The organism is Teichococcus aestuarii (assembly GCF_003116135.1).
Classification (GTDB): domain Bacteria; phylum Pseudomonadota; class Alphaproteobacteria; order Acetobacterales; family Acetobacteraceae; genus Pseudoroseomonas; species Pseudoroseomonas aestuarii.
Window position 1 is genome coordinate 296,154 of sequence record NZ_PDOA01000005.1, and the last position, 16,977, is coordinate 313,130.

The 16,977-nt window shown below is 62.4% G+C and carries 18 protein-coding genes and 1 pseudogene; 14 read left to right on the plus strand and 5 right to left on the minus strand.

Annotated features, from left to right (window positions below; genetic code table 11):
• The first annotated feature begins 341 nt into the window (after positions 1-341).
• Genes CR165_RS10755 through CR165_RS24485 form a run of 3 tightly spaced genes read left to right on the plus strand, consistent with a single transcriptional unit; the run spans position 342 to position 3,966 of the window.
• Entirely contained in the window at positions 342-1,403 is a 1,062-nt protein-coding gene (locus CR165_RS10755) for a site-specific integrase (RefSeq protein WP_146201875.1), read from the plus strand.
• Positions 1,400-3,511, plus strand: coding sequence for a hypothetical protein (locus CR165_RS10760; RefSeq protein WP_146201876.1), 2,112 nt, complete (start codon positions 1,400-1,402; stop codon positions 3,509-3,511). The genes CR165_RS10755 and CR165_RS10760 overlap by 4 nt, the downstream gene beginning before the upstream one ends.
• Positions 3,511-3,966, plus strand: coding sequence for a hypothetical protein (locus CR165_RS24485; RefSeq protein ID WP_146201877.1), 456 nt, complete (start codon positions 3,511-3,513; stop codon positions 3,964-3,966). The genes CR165_RS10760 and CR165_RS24485 overlap by 1 nt, the downstream gene beginning before the upstream one ends.
• A gap of 106 nt (positions 3,967-4,072) precedes the next feature.
• Here CR165_RS24485 and CR165_RS10765 read toward each other — a convergent pair whose 3' ends face one another.
• Positions 4,073-4,336 carry a helix-turn-helix transcriptional regulator gene (locus CR165_RS10765; protein ID WP_109516976.1) on the minus strand — a complete coding sequence of 88 codons (264 nt, stop codon included), beginning with the start codon at positions 4,334-4,336 and terminating at the stop codon, positions 4,073-4,075.
• Positions 4,337-4,608: 272 nt separating this feature from the next.
• Between CR165_RS10765 and CR165_RS10770 the strand changes: the two genes are divergently transcribed.
• From CR165_RS10770 to CR165_RS10780, 3 genes are all read left to right on the plus strand, one after another.
• Positions 4,609-5,082 carry a hypothetical protein gene (locus tag CR165_RS10770; protein WP_109516977.1) on the plus strand — a complete coding sequence of 158 codons (474 nt, stop codon included), beginning with the start codon at positions 4,609-4,611 and terminating at the stop codon, positions 5,080-5,082.
• The gene (locus CR165_RS10775; protein WP_109516978.1) at positions 5,082-6,371 is read left to right on the plus strand and encodes a hypothetical protein; all 1,290 of its coding nucleotides are present in this window, start codon (positions 5,082-5,084) and stop codon (positions 6,369-6,371) included. Before CR165_RS10770 ends, CR165_RS10775 begins: the two co-directional genes overlap by 1 nt.
• Positions 6,372-6,482: 111 nt before the next feature.
• Positions 6,483-6,743 carry a hypothetical protein gene (locus CR165_RS10780; protein ID WP_109516979.1) on the plus strand — a complete coding sequence of 87 codons (261 nt, stop codon included), beginning with the start codon at positions 6,483-6,485 and terminating at the stop codon, positions 6,741-6,743.
• 73 nt (positions 6,744-6,816) lie between these two features.
• Here CR165_RS10780 and CR165_RS10785 read toward each other — a convergent pair whose 3' ends face one another.
• Positions 6,817-7,023, minus strand: coding sequence for an ACT domain-containing protein (locus tag CR165_RS10785; protein ID WP_109516980.1), 207 nt, complete (start codon positions 7,021-7,023; stop codon positions 6,817-6,819).
• 185 nt (positions 7,024-7,208) lie between these two features.
• Between CR165_RS10785 and CR165_RS10790 the strand changes: the two genes are divergently transcribed.
• The 4 genes from CR165_RS10790 to CR165_RS10805 all read left to right on the plus strand — a co-directional run bounded on the left by CR165_RS10790 (position 7,209) and on the right by CR165_RS10805 (position 10,145).
• On the plus strand, positions 7,209-7,895 hold the full coding sequence (locus tag CR165_RS10790) for a cupin domain-containing protein (protein WP_245906323.1): 687 nt from the start codon (positions 7,209-7,211) through the stop codon (positions 7,893-7,895).
• Between the two features lie 316 nt (positions 7,896-8,211).
• Positions 8,212-8,517, plus strand: coding sequence for a hypothetical protein (locus CR165_RS10795; protein ID WP_109516981.1), 306 nt, complete (start codon positions 8,212-8,214; stop codon positions 8,515-8,517).
• 282 nt (positions 8,518-8,799) lie between these two features.
• On the plus strand, positions 8,800-9,174 hold the full coding sequence (locus tag CR165_RS10800) for a hypothetical protein (protein ID WP_146201878.1): 375 nt from the start codon (positions 8,800-8,802) through the stop codon (positions 9,172-9,174).
• 56 nt (positions 9,175-9,230) lie between these two features.
• Complete coding sequence (locus tag CR165_RS10805; protein ID WP_109516983.1) at positions 9,231-10,145, plus strand: 3'-5' exonuclease; 915 nt, start codon at positions 9,231-9,233, stop codon at positions 10,143-10,145.
• Positions 10,146-10,400: 255 nt separating this feature from the next.
• Here the strand turns inward: CR165_RS10805 and CR165_RS26120 are convergent.
• Positions 10,401-11,057 (minus strand): annotated as a pseudogene (locus CR165_RS26120) (transposase).
• Positions 11,058-11,069: 12 nt separating this feature from the next.
• Between CR165_RS26120 and CR165_RS25625 the strand changes: the two are divergent.
• Together CR165_RS25625 and CR165_RS10815 are read left to right on the plus strand one after the other, a co-directional pair.
• Positions 11,070-11,432, plus strand: coding sequence for a transposase (locus CR165_RS25625; RefSeq protein WP_245906327.1), 363 nt, complete (start codon positions 11,070-11,072; stop codon positions 11,430-11,432).
• Positions 11,411-12,226 (plus strand): IS3 family transposase, encoded by an 816-nt coding sequence (locus tag CR165_RS10815; RefSeq protein WP_245906338.1) that lies wholly within the window; start codon positions 11,411-11,413, stop codon positions 12,224-12,226. The genes CR165_RS25625 and CR165_RS10815 overlap by 22 nt, the downstream gene beginning before the upstream one ends.
• A gap of 56 nt (positions 12,227-12,282) precedes the next feature.
• Here CR165_RS10815 and CR165_RS10820 read toward each other — a convergent pair whose 3' ends face one another.
• Positions 12,283-12,552 carry a transposase gene (locus tag CR165_RS10820; protein WP_367604213.1) on the minus strand — a complete coding sequence of 90 codons (270 nt, stop codon included), beginning with the start codon at positions 12,550-12,552 and terminating at the stop codon, positions 12,283-12,285.
• A 458-nt stretch (positions 12,553-13,010) separates the two neighbouring features.
• On the opposite strand from CR165_RS10820, the gene CR165_RS24490 reads away from it, so the two are divergent.
• Together CR165_RS24490 and CR165_RS24495 are read left to right on the plus strand one after the other, a co-directional pair.
• Positions 13,011-15,065, plus strand: a complete 2,055-nt coding sequence (locus CR165_RS24490; RefSeq protein WP_146201880.1) for a hypothetical protein — start codon at positions 13,011-13,013, stop codon at positions 15,063-15,065.
• 20 nt (positions 15,066-15,085) lie between these two features.
• Positions 15,086-16,402 carry a hypothetical protein gene (locus tag CR165_RS24495; RefSeq protein WP_146201881.1) on the plus strand — a complete coding sequence of 439 codons (1,317 nt, stop codon included), beginning with the start codon at positions 15,086-15,088 and terminating at the stop codon, positions 16,400-16,402.
• A 77-nt stretch (positions 16,403-16,479) separates the two neighbouring features.
• Here the strand turns inward: CR165_RS24495 and CR165_RS10825 are convergent.
• Positions 16,480-16,977: IS5 family transposase (locus CR165_RS10825; protein WP_109517010.1), on the minus strand; the 498-nt coding region annotated here is incomplete at its 5' end.

Genomic DNA, 16,977 nt, shown 5'->3' on the forward strand with positions numbered 1-16,977 from the left:
CACTACTTGATGGTCGTAGAGTAGAGTTCAACCTCATTGGGGAAAATCATATCCAGAGTGACATTAGGCACCACAAGATAGATTTTACATGGGCAGTTGAAGGCCTGGAATGGCAAGATAGCTTGCGAAGAATTATTGTGGGAATGCTTTCGACGCATTCTTTGGTGTATGTTGAGAGATGCACCTATTATATGGGTCGTTGCATAAAGGATCATTCCCTGCGCACTGGTTCTTCCGAACCATTATTCTCGATAAGCCATATCGAGGACTGGCCGAAACGCTATGGTGTCGCAAGCTGGCCGTTCGTCCAGGCACTGCTAAATCGCTGGAATGAGAGCCGGTTGGCAGGACTCGATCCAGAAGTGTCGACCTTTCTGCTCACCCCGGAGAAGTTCGAGGAGAGTTCGGATGGCTGGTATTTCACCTTGGTCGCCAACGACCCCGAGCGGGGCGCCTTTACAGAGCAGGAACTGCGCAGCATTCGGGACGGGGTGGACCGCGCTTTCGAGCAAGATGAAATTTCTCTTCCCGAGTGGGCACTGGTCTGGTCCCTGATCGCGACCGGCGTCCGGCCAGTCCAGATCGCCAGGATGCGCATGTCGGACGTCATCCTGACGTCCGGCCCCGAAGGGACAGAGGTGACGCTCGGCATCCCGCTCGCGAAGGGGGAAAACCAAGTCCTCCGGGACCGGTGGAAGCGGAAGGCCCCCTCCGTCCTCGCCGAGATCCTTCTCCGCTACCTGGAGATGCCGGATGTGCGTCGGCGTGCCCCGGACGCCCCGCTGTTCGAGGATCAGTCCTCGAAGGTCTCAGCCATCATCGCGTCGGTGTTCCGCCGGGTCCAGACCTACTCCGACCGGCTGCGTGGCCCGGTCCCGGTGTTCCCCTACCGGTTCCGCTACACCCTCGGCACCAGGGCTATCGCGCTGGGTGCGTCCGATCACGAGGCCGCCCGTTTGCTGACCCACCGGACCACCCACTGCATCCAGTACTACCGGGCCGCGATGCCGATGCTCCAGCGCCCGATCCAGGAGGCCATCGGCCGGGAGATGTCCTTCCTGGCGCAGGCGTTCCAGGGACGGCTCATCGGGTCGCTCGACGAGGCCACCCGCCGTGGAGAGGCGGGGGCGCTCATCCGCGACTTCGCCCACTTGGTCGGCCAGAAGCTCGGCGCCTGCGGGACGCGGGCGGAATGCCACCAGAATGCCCCACGCGCCTGCCTCCTCTGCCGGAAGTTCGAGCCGCTGATGGACGCCCCCTGGGAACGGTTCCTGGACGTCCTCAGGGAGGACTTGGCGGCCGAGACCGAGGACCGCATCCGTCTCATCACCCAGGAGCAGATCGACGCGGTCAGGGGTATCATTATCGAGCGGAACGCCAAGATGGCGGGAGCCTTGGCATGACCGCGCCAGTTGTCGTCCGGTTTGTCGGCGCCCCTGAGAAAACAGCGCGGCAGAACCTCACTGCATTCATCGAGCGCGCCCGCCAGCAGCGCTTCTTTCGGGGGCCGGACGCAGTCGACTGGTCATCCGGCACCTGGAACCTGCGGCCATTTGCCCTGACCCGTGGCCAGCACCCGGCAGGCTACGTGCTGCACTTCACGAACCACGAAACCACCAGGCGTGGGACGCGATCACCTCATGCCGTCAATCTGCGAGAGCCGTTCCTGGATGCTGCCAAGGCGGTGGCCGTGGAGTTCCTGGTCTCCAATGGGATGGGGAGTCCCTCGAAGCTCATGGCTGTACTTCGCGCCGTCGAACGCGCGTTCCGTGACCTTGGCAAGTCTCCCGACCTGGTGGACCTGGGTCCCGAGGTGCTCGACCAGGCGACCGCCATCCTGCGCGAGAGCGTGTCCGACCTCTGGACCTTCGGCCGCATGCTGGAGCGGCTTGTCCACGAGATCGTCAACCCGGGACGCCTATCCACGACGCACCTGCTCTGGCGCAGCCCTTTCCCGTACGAGGGCGTCGACCGCTCCGACCGGGTCAGCACCGAGGCTGGGGTGGTCGAAGGATCTGAGAAGCTACCGCATCTCAAGTGCATCCTCGATCTCGCGTCGGTGTTCCATGGCGCCACGGTCCCGGCCGACGTGGTCACGACCGCATGGTTCGCTCTCGCCGTGTTCTCGCCCACCCGGGTCACCGAGATCCTGACGCTGCCTCTAGATTGCGAGACGGAGATGGACGGGGTCTATGGCCTCGCCTGGCGCCCCCTGAAGGGCGGCGACCCCATGACCAAGTTCGCCACCAACGCTGAATGGGCGGAGGTCGCTCGCACGGCCATCCTCCGCCTGCGGGAACTCGGCGCCACGGCTCGCCAGGCCGCGGCCTGGTACGCCGAGCACCCTGGTCGTTTGTACCTGCCCGAGGGATTCGAGCACCTGCGGGGCGAGCCGCTCACCCGCTGGGAGGTGGCCCGGATCATTGGGAAGGAGAGCCGGATTGAGAAGGGTTCCGCCCTCGACAAGGCGATGCGCCCCACGGGCAAGACGACCACCGACCTGGCACGGAGCGGAGGCTCGATTCGGACCCCGCTCTACGATTTTGTTTCCATCCAGGATTACATCCTGAAGTCTCTGCCGCCCGATTTCCCCTTGGCGGACAAGCGGTCCGGGCTGACTGCAGCCGACGCGCTGTTCTGCCTCCCACGGCACGTCATGCGAACCGACGGCGATATGCTCCTGCATGTGCCCGACCTCATCAGCGCGAGCCAAGTGCACCATGACCTGGGAGGCAAGCCGGGTGGGACGACGGTGTTCTACCGGCATCAACTGCTGGATCCGCGCAATGGCCAACCCTGGAAGCTGACGTCGCACCAGCCCCGGCACCTGCTGAACACGCTGGCACAGTCGAAGCATTTGTCGGAGACGCTCATCGCGTTCTGGTCGGGCCGGAAGCGGGTCGACCAGAACGCCTGGTACAACCACATCCCCCATGCGGCCTTCATTGAGGCCTACGTCACCATGGGCGAAAACGCCCCGCGCGGCGTGGGCGTGGTCGGCCCACTTGCCGACAAGGTGGAAGAGCGGGCGCGGCGGGAGATGGTGACCCACGACACCGCCCTGCGGCTGGAGGTCGGCTCAATCATCGCCACACGGTACGGGCTCTGCCGCCACAACTACGCCCTCACACCCTGCCCCAAGGACAAGAACTGCATCGGCTGCGGGGAAAACACCTTCGTCAAGGGTGATGCTGGGCAGATCGCGGAGGCGCGAAAACAGCTCGACATCAGCTTCAACGCTGTCCAGAACTGCCGCAATGCAATGGAGAATGGTGAGCCGGGTGTAGAAAGATGGCTCTCAAAGCATGCGGAGGCAGTCGTTCGTTGGGGGATGGCGCTTGCGCTACTAACCGATTCCGAGATGGCCGACGGAACTCTCATCACCTTGCCACCTCCGCCCGTTTCTCAAACGCGAGCGGGCCTCACACTTGCCATCCGCGAGCAAGCCTCGGGTCACGAGGAAGATGACTTCGTCTTTGAGGAACTTCTGGCAGTGGGAGGAAACTTCTGATGGGCACGAAGAGGCTCACCGACAGCGACATCGAGAAGGCCGTTCGTCTGTTGGATGGCTGGACGGACAAATTGACCTGGGATCGCTACATTGCTGTGCTCGAGACCGAGATCGGGCACCGATACACGAAGCCCGGCTTGCGAAAGCATGTCCGTATCTTGAACGCTTGGGAGATGACGCGTAAGCGGCTTGCCGAAGGTACTCGAGCTGTTGGCGCTCGATCGAACGGTGATGCTGCCATCGCTCACGCCCGGCAAACAATTATGTCCCTGCGAGCAGAGAATGACCGAATCAAGCAGGAGAACCGCGACCTGCTGGAGCGCTTCATCCGTTGGTCGTACAATGCCGCTTCAAGAGGCCTAAAGCCCGAGGATCTTGACCGCGAGATCATTATAGTGGATGCGCGTTCTGCGAGAGGTGTTAGGCCAGTAGTGGCCAAGCAGAATAGCGATTGAGCTTCTTTGTGTTGCGTTGAACCGAGAGCCCTGTGATCTAAAGCTGCACCCTCACATCGAAATCTGCAGCACGTTCCAAGATGCGGTGGCTACCACCGCAAAGGGCTCACTTGCTTCCAAGTTTCTCGGCTTCTGAGCCTTTCGTGACCACCACACCCCAAGCGTTTCGATCGCTCTCAGGAATAATTTCCACGCCGCGCTGCTTGAGAGCGTCTACGAGCGCGATCACAGTCGATAATCGCGGATCGGAACGGCCTTGCTCGATTGCCTGGAGCACGCTGACAGCGATCCCCGCGGCGGATGCGAGATCCGCCTGACTCATCCCAGCGAGAGCACGGGCTGCGACAAGGATGCGGGCTGAGCGAAACATCGGGAAGGCAGTCTGCTGACAGAGAAGCGATTCTTTGACAACAACTGGCGCCTTCCCGCCAGCCAGCACGCAAAACACCCCAACAGGAACCTGTTTGGCGGTTACTATAACCCCTTTTCAGGTTCTTCTGAGTAGAGCATAAGGCGCTGGGCCGAGTCGCTTGAGGCTGATGGTGGCCGCCGTCGGCCACTTGCGACGCTGCAAAGTCGGCCACCTGCCGTGAGCTTTGCTGTTGTGTCGCGTGATTGGGAACCGGCGTGCCGGGAAAAGAGATGGCCAATAACAACCAGTGCCTTCGGGCAGCCATGGACCCCTGGTGCCTCGTCGCCCTCGACACCGGCTACGAGCACCTCTTCGGCTTCGCCATCCAACACGCCGGGACCGGCGGCCTCTCCTGGGTCCTGAGCACGCCCGTCGTCTGGATCGACGCCGCAACCGGCCGCGCCCAGACCGAGAGCGGCAGGCGGTACACGCTGGGCCGCGCGGTCACCCCTGAAGCCTTGCCAACTCTCGAGGCCAGGATTGCCTTCGCCTTGATGGTCGAACCTCAACTCACGGACCCGCTCCCACTGCCGCCGGTCCCGAAGGATTTACCGGCCGCCCGCAAATGGGTGGTCGCCTGCAAGATGGCCCGGCACCTCGGGGTCGAGCCGCCGCCCCTCAAGGATGAGGCCGCCGTGGCACATTTCCTCGGCGCCAATATGGAGCGGTACTGGCGCCTGCGCGACGGCCGGAGGCCATCCTGATGCGCCGCGAGTTCGAGGAAATCCTGCGGTGCCGCTATCCTTCGCTCTACAACAGGGCCCCACGGAAGCCTGGAAAGGAGTCGGCGCCCTTCAGCCCAGAACTCGGCGACGGCTGCTTCGCCATCCTCCTGGCACTGTCCGAGGTGATTGACCGGCACGCCAGCGCCGCCGGGATGGAGCACCTGGAGATCCTGAGGATTTCGCCAGGCGGGCGAAATGGCCTGAACTACCACCTGATCCGGGAAGACCGCTTTATCCGAGGCGCCATCTCCGCCGCTTCCCATCTAAGCCTCGCGGTGAGTGCGGTGTCTGGGCGGCCGGGCAGGCCGATGTTCAAGCGCGGTGAGGATGCTGTCGCGCTCGCTTCCGACGAGGTGGACGGCTACGAGCCGGTTCCGGCTCACTACCTGAGGCCGCTTCGTCCTCCCATCGGCGCCGGTCAGCCGCGGGCCCTGGGCCTTCTCGGGCGACGGTGGGGCGACCGAGTGGACCAGGACATTAGCGTACCTGCCGGGTGGGCGGACTTGGCTGACGTCGTACTCACCGCGTTCGCGCAGCAACAGCACAGGATCGACATGATCCGGGCCTGGGATGACGGCACCACCGGCCAGCTCATCGTCGAGTGGGACCGCTGCAGGACGTCGGCCACCGAGGCAGGCGCCGTGGCCTTCGTCGTCGCCATGGCGGCTCTCACCGACCCGGTCACCGGCGCGTCCGGGCCGGTGGACGACACCGGGGCACCTGCCTGGTGGCGGAACACCGCAGGGGCCCACGCCGAGCTGCCGGTTCCTTGGGGAACCTACGACAGCACCGGTGCCTGGCACTCGCGGGAGGATATGGTCTGCGGACCGGCACCTGGGCATCCGTCGGCAGGCGCGCTGGCGAAGGCTAGGCATGGCGGCGCCGGTGAGATGCAGCTGACGTTGAAGCCCCACGTTGCCCAGGTCATGCGCGAGATGGCACGCAAGTCGGGTCAGGACGGGTGCGCAGCCTTCCTGACCAAGATGCTGGGTGTGCCATCGGACCAGCTTGAGGAAGCTTGCACTGGCGGTAAGGGCGCTGAACTGCGCAGCTCGGAGGACATGTCGGATCGCGTCGGCTCCGAGGCCGACGCGTCCATTCGTACGCTGGCAACCGCCGCTCTCGGCCAGCTTACCGCCGCTGCAGAGGTTGCTCAGACAGTGACGCGCCAGCAGAGCGTGCATACGGCCCTGGAAGCGGTTGGCGCGCTCCTGCGCGGCCTGGACGCGGAGGCATTGTCTGCCGACCAGATCGCCGCAGGTGGCTAGGATGATGCAATGGGCCGCCCGCATTCTGTCAGCAGCGTCCGCAGCGCGCAGTTCCCATCTGCGCCTGCAGCCGGATCTGCCCTCGCGCGCCCACATGCCCGCAGCGGATCCATGGGCACGGCGATGATCCTGCGGATGGCCGTCGCTGGTCTGGCTGGCCTGCTGGCAGGCTGCGGCGCCCTTGCATGGGCAGTGTCGGTGGTCAGCAGCGGCACGGACACCGGCGCGCCGGTCCTGGCCGCTCTGGTCATGTGGGCAGCAGGGATTGCGACCACGGCGTTTGGAGCCGGTGGTGTCGTCTTCTATGGGATCGGGCTGGTGAAGCTCTGCTGGAGCGACACGCGGGAGTGCCTGGAGGCGAGCCGTCGATGATGAGGCTGGCGGAGGCGCCAGATAGCGTGCCGCCGTGCGGTATGATGGCAGGACGGCACGCTCCGCTCACACTTCAGCGGAAGCTTACCATCCTGAGGCTGGCTTGAAGCGTGCGGTCGTAGTCGCCAGCGAGTGCATCACGCTGGTACTCGAGCACCTCTTCTTCGGAGACGCCTGCCTCTTCCAGTGCTTCGGACACCTTGGACACGATGCCCAGGGCATTGCCGTCAACAGTGTCGCAGTCGATCGTGATGTGCGGGTATCTGCATTCGATGACCATGGTCGGCTGCTCCTGTTGCGTGATCCCGAAGGTATCACGTCAATGCCGATTTCTATCGGAATTTGTGCAGCGCTGCAGACATTCAAACGAGCCACTGCCAATGAGAAGCCTTTGCGATAATGTGGCGCTAGTTCCAGCCAGCGCTGACTTGGTCGGGCGCAGGTTTCTAATTAGGAGACACCGCCATGCGGGATCGCCCTCCCAATGCCGCCATCATGGCAGAGGCCCGCCGCCTCATGGCTGAGGACCCGGATGGCGACCTGTACCGCGTCGCCGAACTTCTGGCGGAGTTGGGCCACTACGGTCCTGACGGCAAGCCGTACCCTGCGCGGACGATCATGAACCTGCTGGACGATGACCTTCGCCGCAGGCGGGATGACTTGCCCCGCCAGCGCAACCGTCCAGCAACAGCCTCCTACAACCAGTGGCTCCAACGAGAGGGGCATCGGTTCGTCATCACCGGCGGAGGGGAGGACAGGGACGGCGCCGATGGGAATGCTAGGCAGGCGGACTCGGCCAGAGGTCCGACTTTCGGCCACCTCAGTGAAGGTGGTCCGCGCCCGGCACCGGGCGAGGAGACGTTCCTTGACCTGCTGACGGCTCCCGGGGGCGCCCGCGTGGAGCGAATCCTCTCCCGAGGCGCGGCGAGCGCGCCCGACTTCTGGTACGAGCAGGCCTGTGACGAGTTTGTGCTGGTCATCTCCGGCGGCGCCGTGCTCGCGTTCGAGGACGGAAGCGAGCGGCGCCTGGAGGCCGGAGACTACGCCATCCTGCCTGCCTTCTGCCGTCACCGGGTCGCCTGGACGGATTCAGCCGGGGAAACCGTCTGGCTCGCCGTCCATATGCCGCCTGCGGCTACGAGTCAGGTCTGACGACGAGCCTTCAGAGCTCGGCCCCGACGGGTGGCCGCGTCGCCTGCAGGGCGGCTGCGGTCAGCAGGCGCCATGCCGTGCTCTCGTCGCCAACCGCGGTCGTAACGCGGGCCGTAGCCGTACTGATGACGCCAAGCCCGGCGTTGCTCGCGCTCGACACGTAGCACGTCGCTCACCGATCTGCTGCAGGCGCTCGGGCGTCACAGCTCGATGCTCCTCCAACCCCTATGCTGAACGCGCGGTAGACCCACTGCTGTTGCCCAAAGCGGTCGCTTGGCGTCTAGCCACCCACAGGCCGCCAACCTATTTCTCCCGCATGCCCCGCTCTCCTGCTGCCGATCTGGCCCCCCTCGTCAAGCTGCTGCAAGCGGGCGTCCCGCCCGAGCGCGCTGCCGCTGAACTCTCCCGCGTCTTGGCGATCTGGGCGGCCGAACTCAAGGACGATGACGAGCAGTTTCAGGAGCGGCTCTCGGGCTTGGCCGAGCAGATGACGATGGGGATCGAGGAGATGCATGAGGGCATCGCTGAGGCGAGCGACAAAGGAAAGCCCACGTTGCGGCGGATCCTGGCGACCCACGAGGCGGTGCTGGAGGGGATACGGAAGGCGCAGGGGGCGGCGTAGGTAACCTCCGCCGCGATGAGCGGCTGGCCAAACACACGATACGTTTCGGCCCGAGCATAGAGGAAGGTAGCACGATAACATTCCGTTATCGTGCCTAAATCGGTGGGTATGCCTGTTTGCCTCATTTGCGCCGGAAGCGCAGGGCTGCCTGAGCGCTTCGGCACAAGGTGAATGGTGGTTGGGCGTGATGGAGCGTCGGAACCACCACGTCGTGACTATGCCAAGCCTACCGCCACCATAGGCGCCATGCTGGCGAAGTGCCAGCGGTGCTATTAGAGAGGAATGCACGCCTCACGCCCCGCTGACCAGTCAGTCGAAGTGCTCGCCGCCTCTGAACGAGACCTCCTCCGGCGCGAGCTGTGTGTGCGGTTCGGCACCCGGCCCAAGCTGGCGGATGGCATCTTCCTGCGGGTGTGGCGCAGCGGGCCGCTGGCCGGGCAGCCGAAGGTCCCGGTCGCAATGCAGGACATGGTGGATCGCGGCCTGATGGTGGTGCGCGCGGGCTCGCCGTACATGGCCCGCGCCTACTTCACCGATGCGGGTCTGGACGCGCTACGCTGGTTGGCGGCGCAGCGCCGTGGGTTGGATCCGGTGCAGTTCGCGCATGTCCGGCAGGAGCTCGGAATGGGGGAGCTGGACTCGGTCGGTCCTGAGTAGCGGGTTCACCTTCTGATCTACTGGTCCGCGGCGACGCCAAGCGGCAAGGAAACCGCATGCCGCATGATGTCGTGACAGGATTGGACCCCAGCCAGCTCGAGCAGATGGCGGCTGCACTCGAAGCCAGTGGCCAGTACCGTGTGCTGCGGCGTGTTGGCGGCCACCAGCCCCTGGAGATCCCGGCCGGTACTCGGACCCGCCTTGGTGTCCTCCTGGACCTCGAGACCACCGGCCTCGACCCGCTGCGGGACGAGATCATCGAGATGGCCATGCTGCCCTTCACCTATGGGCTGGACGGCACGGTCTACTCGGTGGGGCAGGCGTTCAGTCGTCTCCGGCAGCCATCCATCCCCATCTCGCCTGCCGTCACAGAGCTGACCGGCCTGACCAACGACATGGTGGCCGGGCACAGCATCGACCCGGCCGAGGTGGCGGGATTCGTCGAATCCGCCGCCCTCGTGATCGCCCACAACGCTAGCTTCGACCGCCGGTTCGCCGAGGCCTTCTGCGACGCCTTCGTGGCAAAGCCCTGGGCCTGCTCGCTGCACGGCGTCGACTGGGCAGCCGAAGGATTCGAGGGCAGCAGGCTGGGCTACCTGGCGATGAAGCACGGGCTGTTCTTCGACGGCCACCGCGCTGTCCACGACTGCGAGGCGACGCTGCAAATCCTTGCGCGGCCGCTGCTCCGCTCCGGCGTCACCGGCATGGCCCGGCTGCTGGAGGGCGCCCGGCGCCCAAGCTGGCGCATCTGGGCGGTGGAGGCACCGTTCCACCACAAGGACACCCTGAAGGCGCGGGGCTACCGGTGGAACGGCGATGCGAACGAGCATCCCAAGGCTTGGTACATCGACGTGAGCGAAGATGCCCAGGTGGCCGAGTGCGCCTACCTTTGCGAAAGCATCTATGGGCGCCAGGTCGAGCCGGTAATGCGGAAGCTCACTGCGTATGAGCGATTCTCGATCCGTGGGTAGAACGCAGCAGGCCCGGCTCCTATTCAGCTTTGGTCGGCTTCGCGCCCTTCTCGGACATTCGGGCAGCCAATCAGCCTCCCACAAAGCGGACGTCGCTTTACCTAGGAGATCTGTATGCGGAAAGGTCGTGTGTCCTCAAGTGGCTGAATGTTGCGATCCGCTGCTTCGTCCCTCTGGGAGGAAGTTGCCGTTTGGCCCGATGCTGAAACCTGCATGGCCACCTCAGGCCGTAGCCGTTTCGAGGATAAATGCTGCTCATTTAAGATTGTAGGCGATGGCGGTGAGGCAAACCTGCAAACTGGCTATGGCCAAGCCTCGCCATCGAATGCGACGCAGTCCGTAGCTGCGCTTGCAGGTGCCGAAGATCTTCTCGATCCGGCAGCGGATACGCTGGATGGTGTAGTTCCAGCGGCGGAGGTTGCGCAGGGTTGTTGTAGCCAGGACGCCACACATGCCCGTGGCTATGATCCGAGGCGTGCCGCCCTTAGCCCGCAGCGCCGCGCCGAAGAACTCGCCTCGGTAGGCGCTGTCAGCATAGACCTAACCACGGTTCTCCGGCAGGGTGGCACCTCCGGCCAAGCCGTCATGGACATTGCCCGACGTCACCGCGAGCGCCTCGACGAGCGCCGTCTCGGCATCGGCGCTGACATTGGCCTTGAAGCCATGGATCGCGCGGCGCCTCTGATGGCCCGCCCAGGCTGCCTCGCCATAAGCGCGGCTGGCTGAGGCGATGATCGTTGCATCGGTCAGCGTGCCGGTCTTGACGATTACGGCTTTGGCCCAGAGCTGGGTGGTCACCGCCCGAACAGCGCCTGGTCTAGCTGCCGCTGTGAAACTGACCCAGGCTGGAGTGAACCCCTGAGGCTGGACCACTTGGCGCCCCGGAACTGATACACTGGTCGGACCTTCCATCAGGAGAAGGTCATGCCGTCACGAGGCCCCTACCGGCGCCATTCGCCGCAGTTCAGGCTTCAGCTATGCCAAGACATCCGCAGCGGCGCCATCGGCCGCCGTGATGCGGCCAAGCACCACAACCTGTCCACCAACCTGCTGCAGCTCTGGCTGACCCAGTACGACCGAGGCGAACTCAGCAGCGAGGAGGCGGAGGCCTCCATCATTGCCGAGTACGAGGCCAGGATTGCCGCGCTGGAGCGCAAGGTCGGCCAACTCACCATGGAGCTGGACCTAGCAAAAAAAACACCACGCCTGCGCCTCGTGAGCGACAACGAAACCTCATCGATCATCACCGGCCCCAGGCCTGCTCCATCCGAAGGGGGTGCCAAGTGATCGAGTTGCCACGCAGCACCTACTATTACCGGGCGCAGGAAGGATCCGCCGCACTGACAGACGGCGAGCTGGAGGAACTCATCGGTACCATCCAGGATGAGCTGCCTGGATATGGCTACCGCAGAGTGACGCATGAGCTCAGGCGCCGCGGCCACGTGGTGAACCACAAACGGATCGCCCGTGTCATGCGGGCCAAGGGCATGGGCATCAAGCCGCGGCGGCGCCACGTGCGTACCACCGACAGCAAGCACAACAGCCCGATTTTTCCCAACCTGTACCGCAATGTCATTCCGTCACAGGCCAACCAAGTGTGGGTGGGCGACTTCACCTACATCCGCCTTGCCTCCGGGTTCTGCTACCTGGCTGCCATCCTGGACGCGTGCAGCCGCAAGGTGGTTGGTTACGCCATCTCGCGTGCCATCGACACCAACTTGGCGCTGGCTGCACTGCGATCGGCGGTGGAGATCCGCCAACCTCCTGCCGGATGCATCTTCCACACCGATCGCGGCGGGCAATATGCGAGTGAGGCCTACCGCCGGGCGCTGGCGAACGCCGGGTTCCGAGGCTCGATGAGTTCGGCCGGTAATCCGTACCACAATGCGCAGGCGGAAAGCTTTATGAAGACGCTGAAGGTCGAGGACATCTACATTGGTGGCTACGAGACGTTCCAGGACGTCGCGGAGCGCCTGCCAAGGTTCATCGAGGAGGTCTATAACGCCAAGCGCCTCCACTCCGCGCTTGGCTACCGGTCACCCGAGGAGTTCGAACGCCAACTGGTACGGCACGTGGCCTAGTTCTGATCCAGGGTGTCCAGCCTCAGGGGTTCACTCCAACATCAATCCAAAGTGGGTCAGTTTTCAAACGGCGTTGACACCTGGTCCAGGCCCTGCCGCACCAACTCCCGGCGGAACCGCACAAAGGTCGCGCGCTCCGGTGTCGGCTCCTTGGCGGAGAAACCGCAGAACCGTCGGAACGAGGCCCTGCCGTCGAAAGCCTCCGCGAGCTTCACCTCGGAGAGGTGGTGCCAGACCGCGATCAGCATCGCCTTGACCAAGGCTAAGGGTGGCCAAGCTGGCTCGTCTCCTGCCGCAGCATGAACGCCGTCCAGGCGACCCTCGATAGGCGCTTAGTCGATCAGCTCTGCCAAATGATCCAGAGAAGATCGCCCGCTCCGCTGATCAGACATAAGGCTGAGGATCTCCTAGCCAATCCGCAGACGTGACATCCGGGGCACTCCTCGCAGCCGCCTGAGGCCCCACTGAATCACAGCAGATTTCAGCCATTCCGCGCACAGGTTTCTTAGCCGAAAGCTCGCCCAGAGACACGATCTGGCGAACGCCAGGCGGCTCCCGCATGACGGTGGCCTCCAGCGCCGCTCAGTCGGCAGGTCATGGTATTCCTCTGCCGTTGGGGACATCGCCCATGTTTCTCGCGCGTCCACAAGAGTCATGACCGTCGCAGGGCAACACAGACCTCTCGGAAAATTCAATTTTGGCGGACTACAAAGCTCTGCTTCATGCTCCTTCCAGGCCATACCAGAGCAGCCGTGGACACGTCCAACCGGGAAGGGCGTCAAAGATGCGGATTGGGACTCTGCTGAAAGCATTCAGCGGTATCATAGCAGGGCTGGCTGCTTCGTCGGCAGCGCTTGCGCAGGTTCACAGTGACCAGCCAAAGCCTCCGAATATTGGCATTCAGATCATCACAAGCAGTGATCTGATGTCCTGTGCGTCGTTGGCAGACAACTATCACCAGACGTCAGCCTGCAAGGGTGACGCAGGTGTATTTCAGACTGCACGCTTAATTTTCTCGGTTGAAGCCATGAGTTCAGCGCTTAAAAGTGCTGGCTTCACAGATGACCCGGATGCTCTCCAAGGTGCGATGCTCGCCGACGTGGCAAAGTTTGGTCCCGAAATGGCGCTCACTGCCCCAGCAATGAACCTTGTTGACATCGCTGCATTGGCACATTCGCCTTTTGGAGAGAAGGGTCCGGAGATCGCAGCAAGGGCAATGATCTCTCTAGAGTATCTTTACCCAGGGCTGGGACGGGCTATGGGCCATGATCTCAATGCCCTGGCTAGCCAGGCTGGAGTGGAAAGGCGACAGGGGCCGGAGAACTTCACGGCCTACATGGAGCAGCTCGGAGGTAAGTCCGCACCCTTGCAAGATTTTAGAGTCTTCGGGGCTCCTCCTGGCGTACAGCTACTAGTCCAGAAGATTACGGTTGGGGCTGAGCAACCAGCTACAGCCAGAAACCTTACGTCAGATTTCATCTTTCCCACACCTCTTAACTTGGGAAACAGTCGGGCAATTCCCTTTGCGTACGCCTTCGCTGAGATCGCAGCGCGCGCGCAAGCCCAGATGCTATCTTTGGTCCCCGGAATCACTCCTACGCCAGCAAGTACATCTGGTGCACAGTTCGTCGGCGATGCGCCATTTAGGGGGGGGAGCTGCCGGATGTGCAAGGACGCTTCTCAAGTTAGGCCCCCAGCTGGCGACAACAAAGTTCCAGCCTTTGATGCGGCGCCAAGCTTGGGAGCCATTTCGGCCACCATGCCGCAGACGAACGCAGATCCCGTATCCATCAGCGATGGGGTGGATCTCCTGAACGTAATGCGATCGAACATCGAAACTCGTTTGAAACAACTAAAAGAGATAGAAGAGACTGTTTCCAAGCAAGTTGCATCGAACACCCCAACTCAGGACGAAGCCTGCAGAATCGGCTGCGCGGTACAGGAAACAGCAGTTTTCTTGGGCCAGATAGCTGCAGGTGGGAGCGCCGTACTCACTAAGATAAAGGATGGGGAGTTCGACAGTATTCGCTCGGCGATTGTGGATTGGCGTAAGACTGGAACCGAAACATTAACCGGGAAGCACGCACGGGAATGTCAACTTCAGTGTGAGAAGGACATGGAGGAAGCAAACGCTGGTGGACAGCAGAACAACGACGACAAGACTGATAACAAGGATGGAGGCAAGCAGACCGAAGGAACGCAAGTCAGCGGTCAGGGTGGCGGGAGAGCAGGGGATGCGCCTAGTACGCCTGGTGATGACAAAGGTGGGGCGAAGCCCGGAAGCATGGAAGCTGCGCCAGGCTTCGACCCAGGTTATGAGCTAGGCAGTCAAGTGGCGGGCGGGCGGGCGGGTGGTACGCCTCCAACGCGCGGAGCAGATAACGGAGGCGGCCCGACCATGCCGAAAATCTGCCCTGCTGTCACCGGACCCGACTGCGGCTGCCTTGTGGCGGGCAACGGCGCAGTGAGTAGGTGTGTTCAGCCAGAGATGGAAGCCGCGCAGACGCGATCATGGCTGATCATGAACACGCCGCCAAGCGATCCCCGAAAAATCTACATCCCAGCTGCGGTTCAAGCCCCGTATGGGAGTGCTCTCTCTACCAAAGATGCCCCAGAAGGCTTTCTGGCACTCGACATGTCGCTGCTGCGACCAACACCTTGGATCAGCAATCCAGCTAGTGTCGTCAACCTGCCAGCTAGTATAGGGTCCGACTCAACGTCGCTTCCTGGGGTGAATAGCAGCGCAGTAACTCCTTTGACTATACCCCCGGGCGCATTACCACAGCCGAGCCAGAGCTTACCTCAGACCACGCCGAGCCTTGGTCGGCCGCCACGATAACAACGCGGGAGCGCAGAGCGATGGAGAGATGGTCGGCGGCGTTTTGTGCGGTCCTCTTCCTTGGAAAGGCTACCGCAGCATTGGCGCAAAATCCTCCTGATATTCGGTTAGACGACGCCTTTGCTGCAGCCAAGCATGAATTCGTTCGGCGGTCGGCAAGTGCTGATCGTCTCAACCAGAGCGCCTTTAAGATCTACTCTAATTTAGATGAGGCGGATTTACACTTCGCTCTGGGATCGGCGAGCCATAGTGCCTTACCGGACAATGCGCAACTCGGGAACTTCTGCAGCAACATCGCTAGCGTGCCGGTAGTCGTCAGAGTAGGACGCTGGTTGCCGCACAGCATCGATGACGTACGTCGCTGCTCTGGCAGTGAGATATTCTCCGCCGCGATGGTGAGCCCCAAATTCGTGGAGTTCCCTATCGCTATTCGAGGCTTTCTTCCTATGACAGAGCGCGAGAGCGTGCTGCCGACCTGGATTACGCGGGAACATATCGCGGCAGCAGCGCTCGCCAACCTGCCGGAGGGTGATTTCTCGCTACCAGAAGCTTGGGTGCAAAGCAGAGTCTGCAAGCCGAAGGATTTGCAGCCTGCTCCGGCTGACCTTCAAAAAGCTTTGGATACTGCGTCATGTAGCATCATTGATGCCGACGGGCGGCGAAGGATCGGGGAATTTCCAGCGGTTCTCAGAACCTCGCGTGATTCGCACGCGGCAGGACCCCTTGCTGATACTAGGCTTTGGCCGTTTGCAACACTAAGATTTCCTGAGAATAAAACTGAGAATTGGAATCAAATCGACGCGGGAATTCGCAGCACTCCGATAAGCATATTTACGCCGAGCGCGGATGGTGTGGAATCATCCCGGATCCAGCGCACCATCCTGCAATCTTTATGTGACGGCCTCAGCCGATCAATACAGACGCCACGGGAGATCGATGAGTGGAGAAGAGCGGGCGGCTGCTCAGCTCTGCGCCCTCAGACATCCTCGGTCCAATATACTAAAGATCTGCTATCCACCGGGCTGCTACTGACTTCTATCAGCGACTACGTACAAGCCTTAAAATTCAATCTTCCAAGGAGTAATCTTTACTCCTACATTTCGCCACAAAGAATGATAGGAAATGATACGCCAGCTCCATGGCTAGCGAAGGCGCTTCTCGCAAATCAGTACCCTGGCGCCCAGGTTATCTGGGTTTACGCAAATCCCAATCGCCTTTCGGAAGAAAATATCAAATCTTTTCTAGACAAGATTTTTAACGAAGGTTCTTCGCGCGATTATGAAGGGAGTTTGGCTTTCCTAAAAGATATTATAGAATTAAAGGACAAGCTGCGCTAGAGTAGGCTTAGATGAAGCTCTGTTCGATCTCGCTCTAATCGGCGGCAGCGGCGACTCAGGTGCCCGTTTGAGAATGGTCATGGGTGGGCGATGCGCCTGATGAGGAGCGCGCCCATGCCGACGTGGATCATGGCTTCGGAGACGTCGCAGCGGCGCTCGTAGTCGCGAACCAGGCGGCGCCAACGGGTCATCCAGCCGAAGGTCCTCTCCACCACCCAGCGGCGCGGCAGGACCTGGAAGCCTTGCTGGCCTGCCAGCTTGCGCACCACCTCGATGACGAAGTCACGGTAGGCAGCGGCGCTCATCAGCTTGCCACGGTCATAGGCGCCGTCGGCGAAGAGGTGCTTCAGCCAGGGCCAGCGCTTGCGGACCGCCTTGACGATCTGCTCAGCCCCGGCCGCGTCCTGCACGTCGGCCGCTGTCAGGTTGACCATCAGCAGGCGACCATCGGTGTCCACCGCGATGTGGCGCTTGCGGCCCTTGAGGCGTTTGGCGGCATCATAGCCCCCACCGCCTGCCGCCTGAGGCGATTTCACGGTTTGGCTGTCCAGGACCCCGGCCGAAGGACTGGCCTC

Bases quoted from the DNA above. Each gene is read 5' to 3' on its own strand.
- CR165_RS10805 (WP_109516983.1), top strand. From the start codon at position 9,231: ATGCCGCATGATGTCGTGACAGGATTGGACCCCAGCCAGCTCGAGCAG.
- CR165_RS10800 (WP_146201878.1), top strand. From the start codon at position 8,800: ATGCACGCCTCACGCCCCGCTGACCAGTCAGTCGAAGTGCTCGCCGCC.
- CR165_RS10785 (WP_109516980.1), bottom strand. From the start codon at position 7,023: ATGGTCATCGAATGCAGATACCCGCACATCACGATCGACTGCGACACT.
- CR165_RS10795 (WP_109516981.1), top strand. From the start codon at position 8,212: ATGCCCCGCTCTCCTGCTGCCGATCTGGCCCCCCTCGTCAAGCTGCTG.
- CR165_RS10765 (WP_109516976.1), bottom strand. From the start codon at position 4,336: ATGTTTCGCTCAGCCCGCATCCTTGTCGCAGCCCGTGCTCTCGCTGGG.
- CR165_RS10780 (WP_109516979.1), top strand. From the start codon at position 6,483: ATGGGCACGGCGATGATCCTGCGGATGGCCGTCGCTGGTCTGGCTGGC.
- CR165_RS24490 (WP_146201880.1), top strand. From the start codon at position 13,011: ATGCGGATTGGGACTCTGCTGAAAGCATTCAGCGGTATCATAGCAGGG.
- CR165_RS10790 (WP_245906323.1), top strand. From the start codon at position 7,209: ATGCGGGATCGCCCTCCCAATGCCGCCATCATGGCAGAGGCCCGCCGC.
- CR165_RS10770 (WP_109516977.1), top strand. From the start codon at position 4,609: ATGGCCAATAACAACCAGTGCCTTCGGGCAGCCATGGACCCCTGGTGC.
- CR165_RS10775 (WP_109516978.1), top strand. From the start codon at position 5,082: ATGCGCCGCGAGTTCGAGGAAATCCTGCGGTGCCGCTATCCTTCGCTC.
- CR165_RS10760 (WP_146201876.1), top strand. From the start codon at position 1,400: ATGACCGCGCCAGTTGTCGTCCGGTTTGTCGGCGCCCCTGAGAAAACA.
- CR165_RS24485 (WP_146201877.1), top strand. From the start codon at position 3,511: ATGGGCACGAAGAGGCTCACCGACAGCGACATCGAGAAGGCCGTTCGT.
- CR165_RS24495 (WP_146201881.1), top strand. From the start codon at position 15,086: ATGGAGAGATGGTCGGCGGCGTTTTGTGCGGTCCTCTTCCTTGGAAAG.
- CR165_RS25625 (WP_245906327.1), top strand. From the start codon at position 11,070: ATGCCGTCACGAGGCCCCTACCGGCGCCATTCGCCGCAGTTCAGGCTT.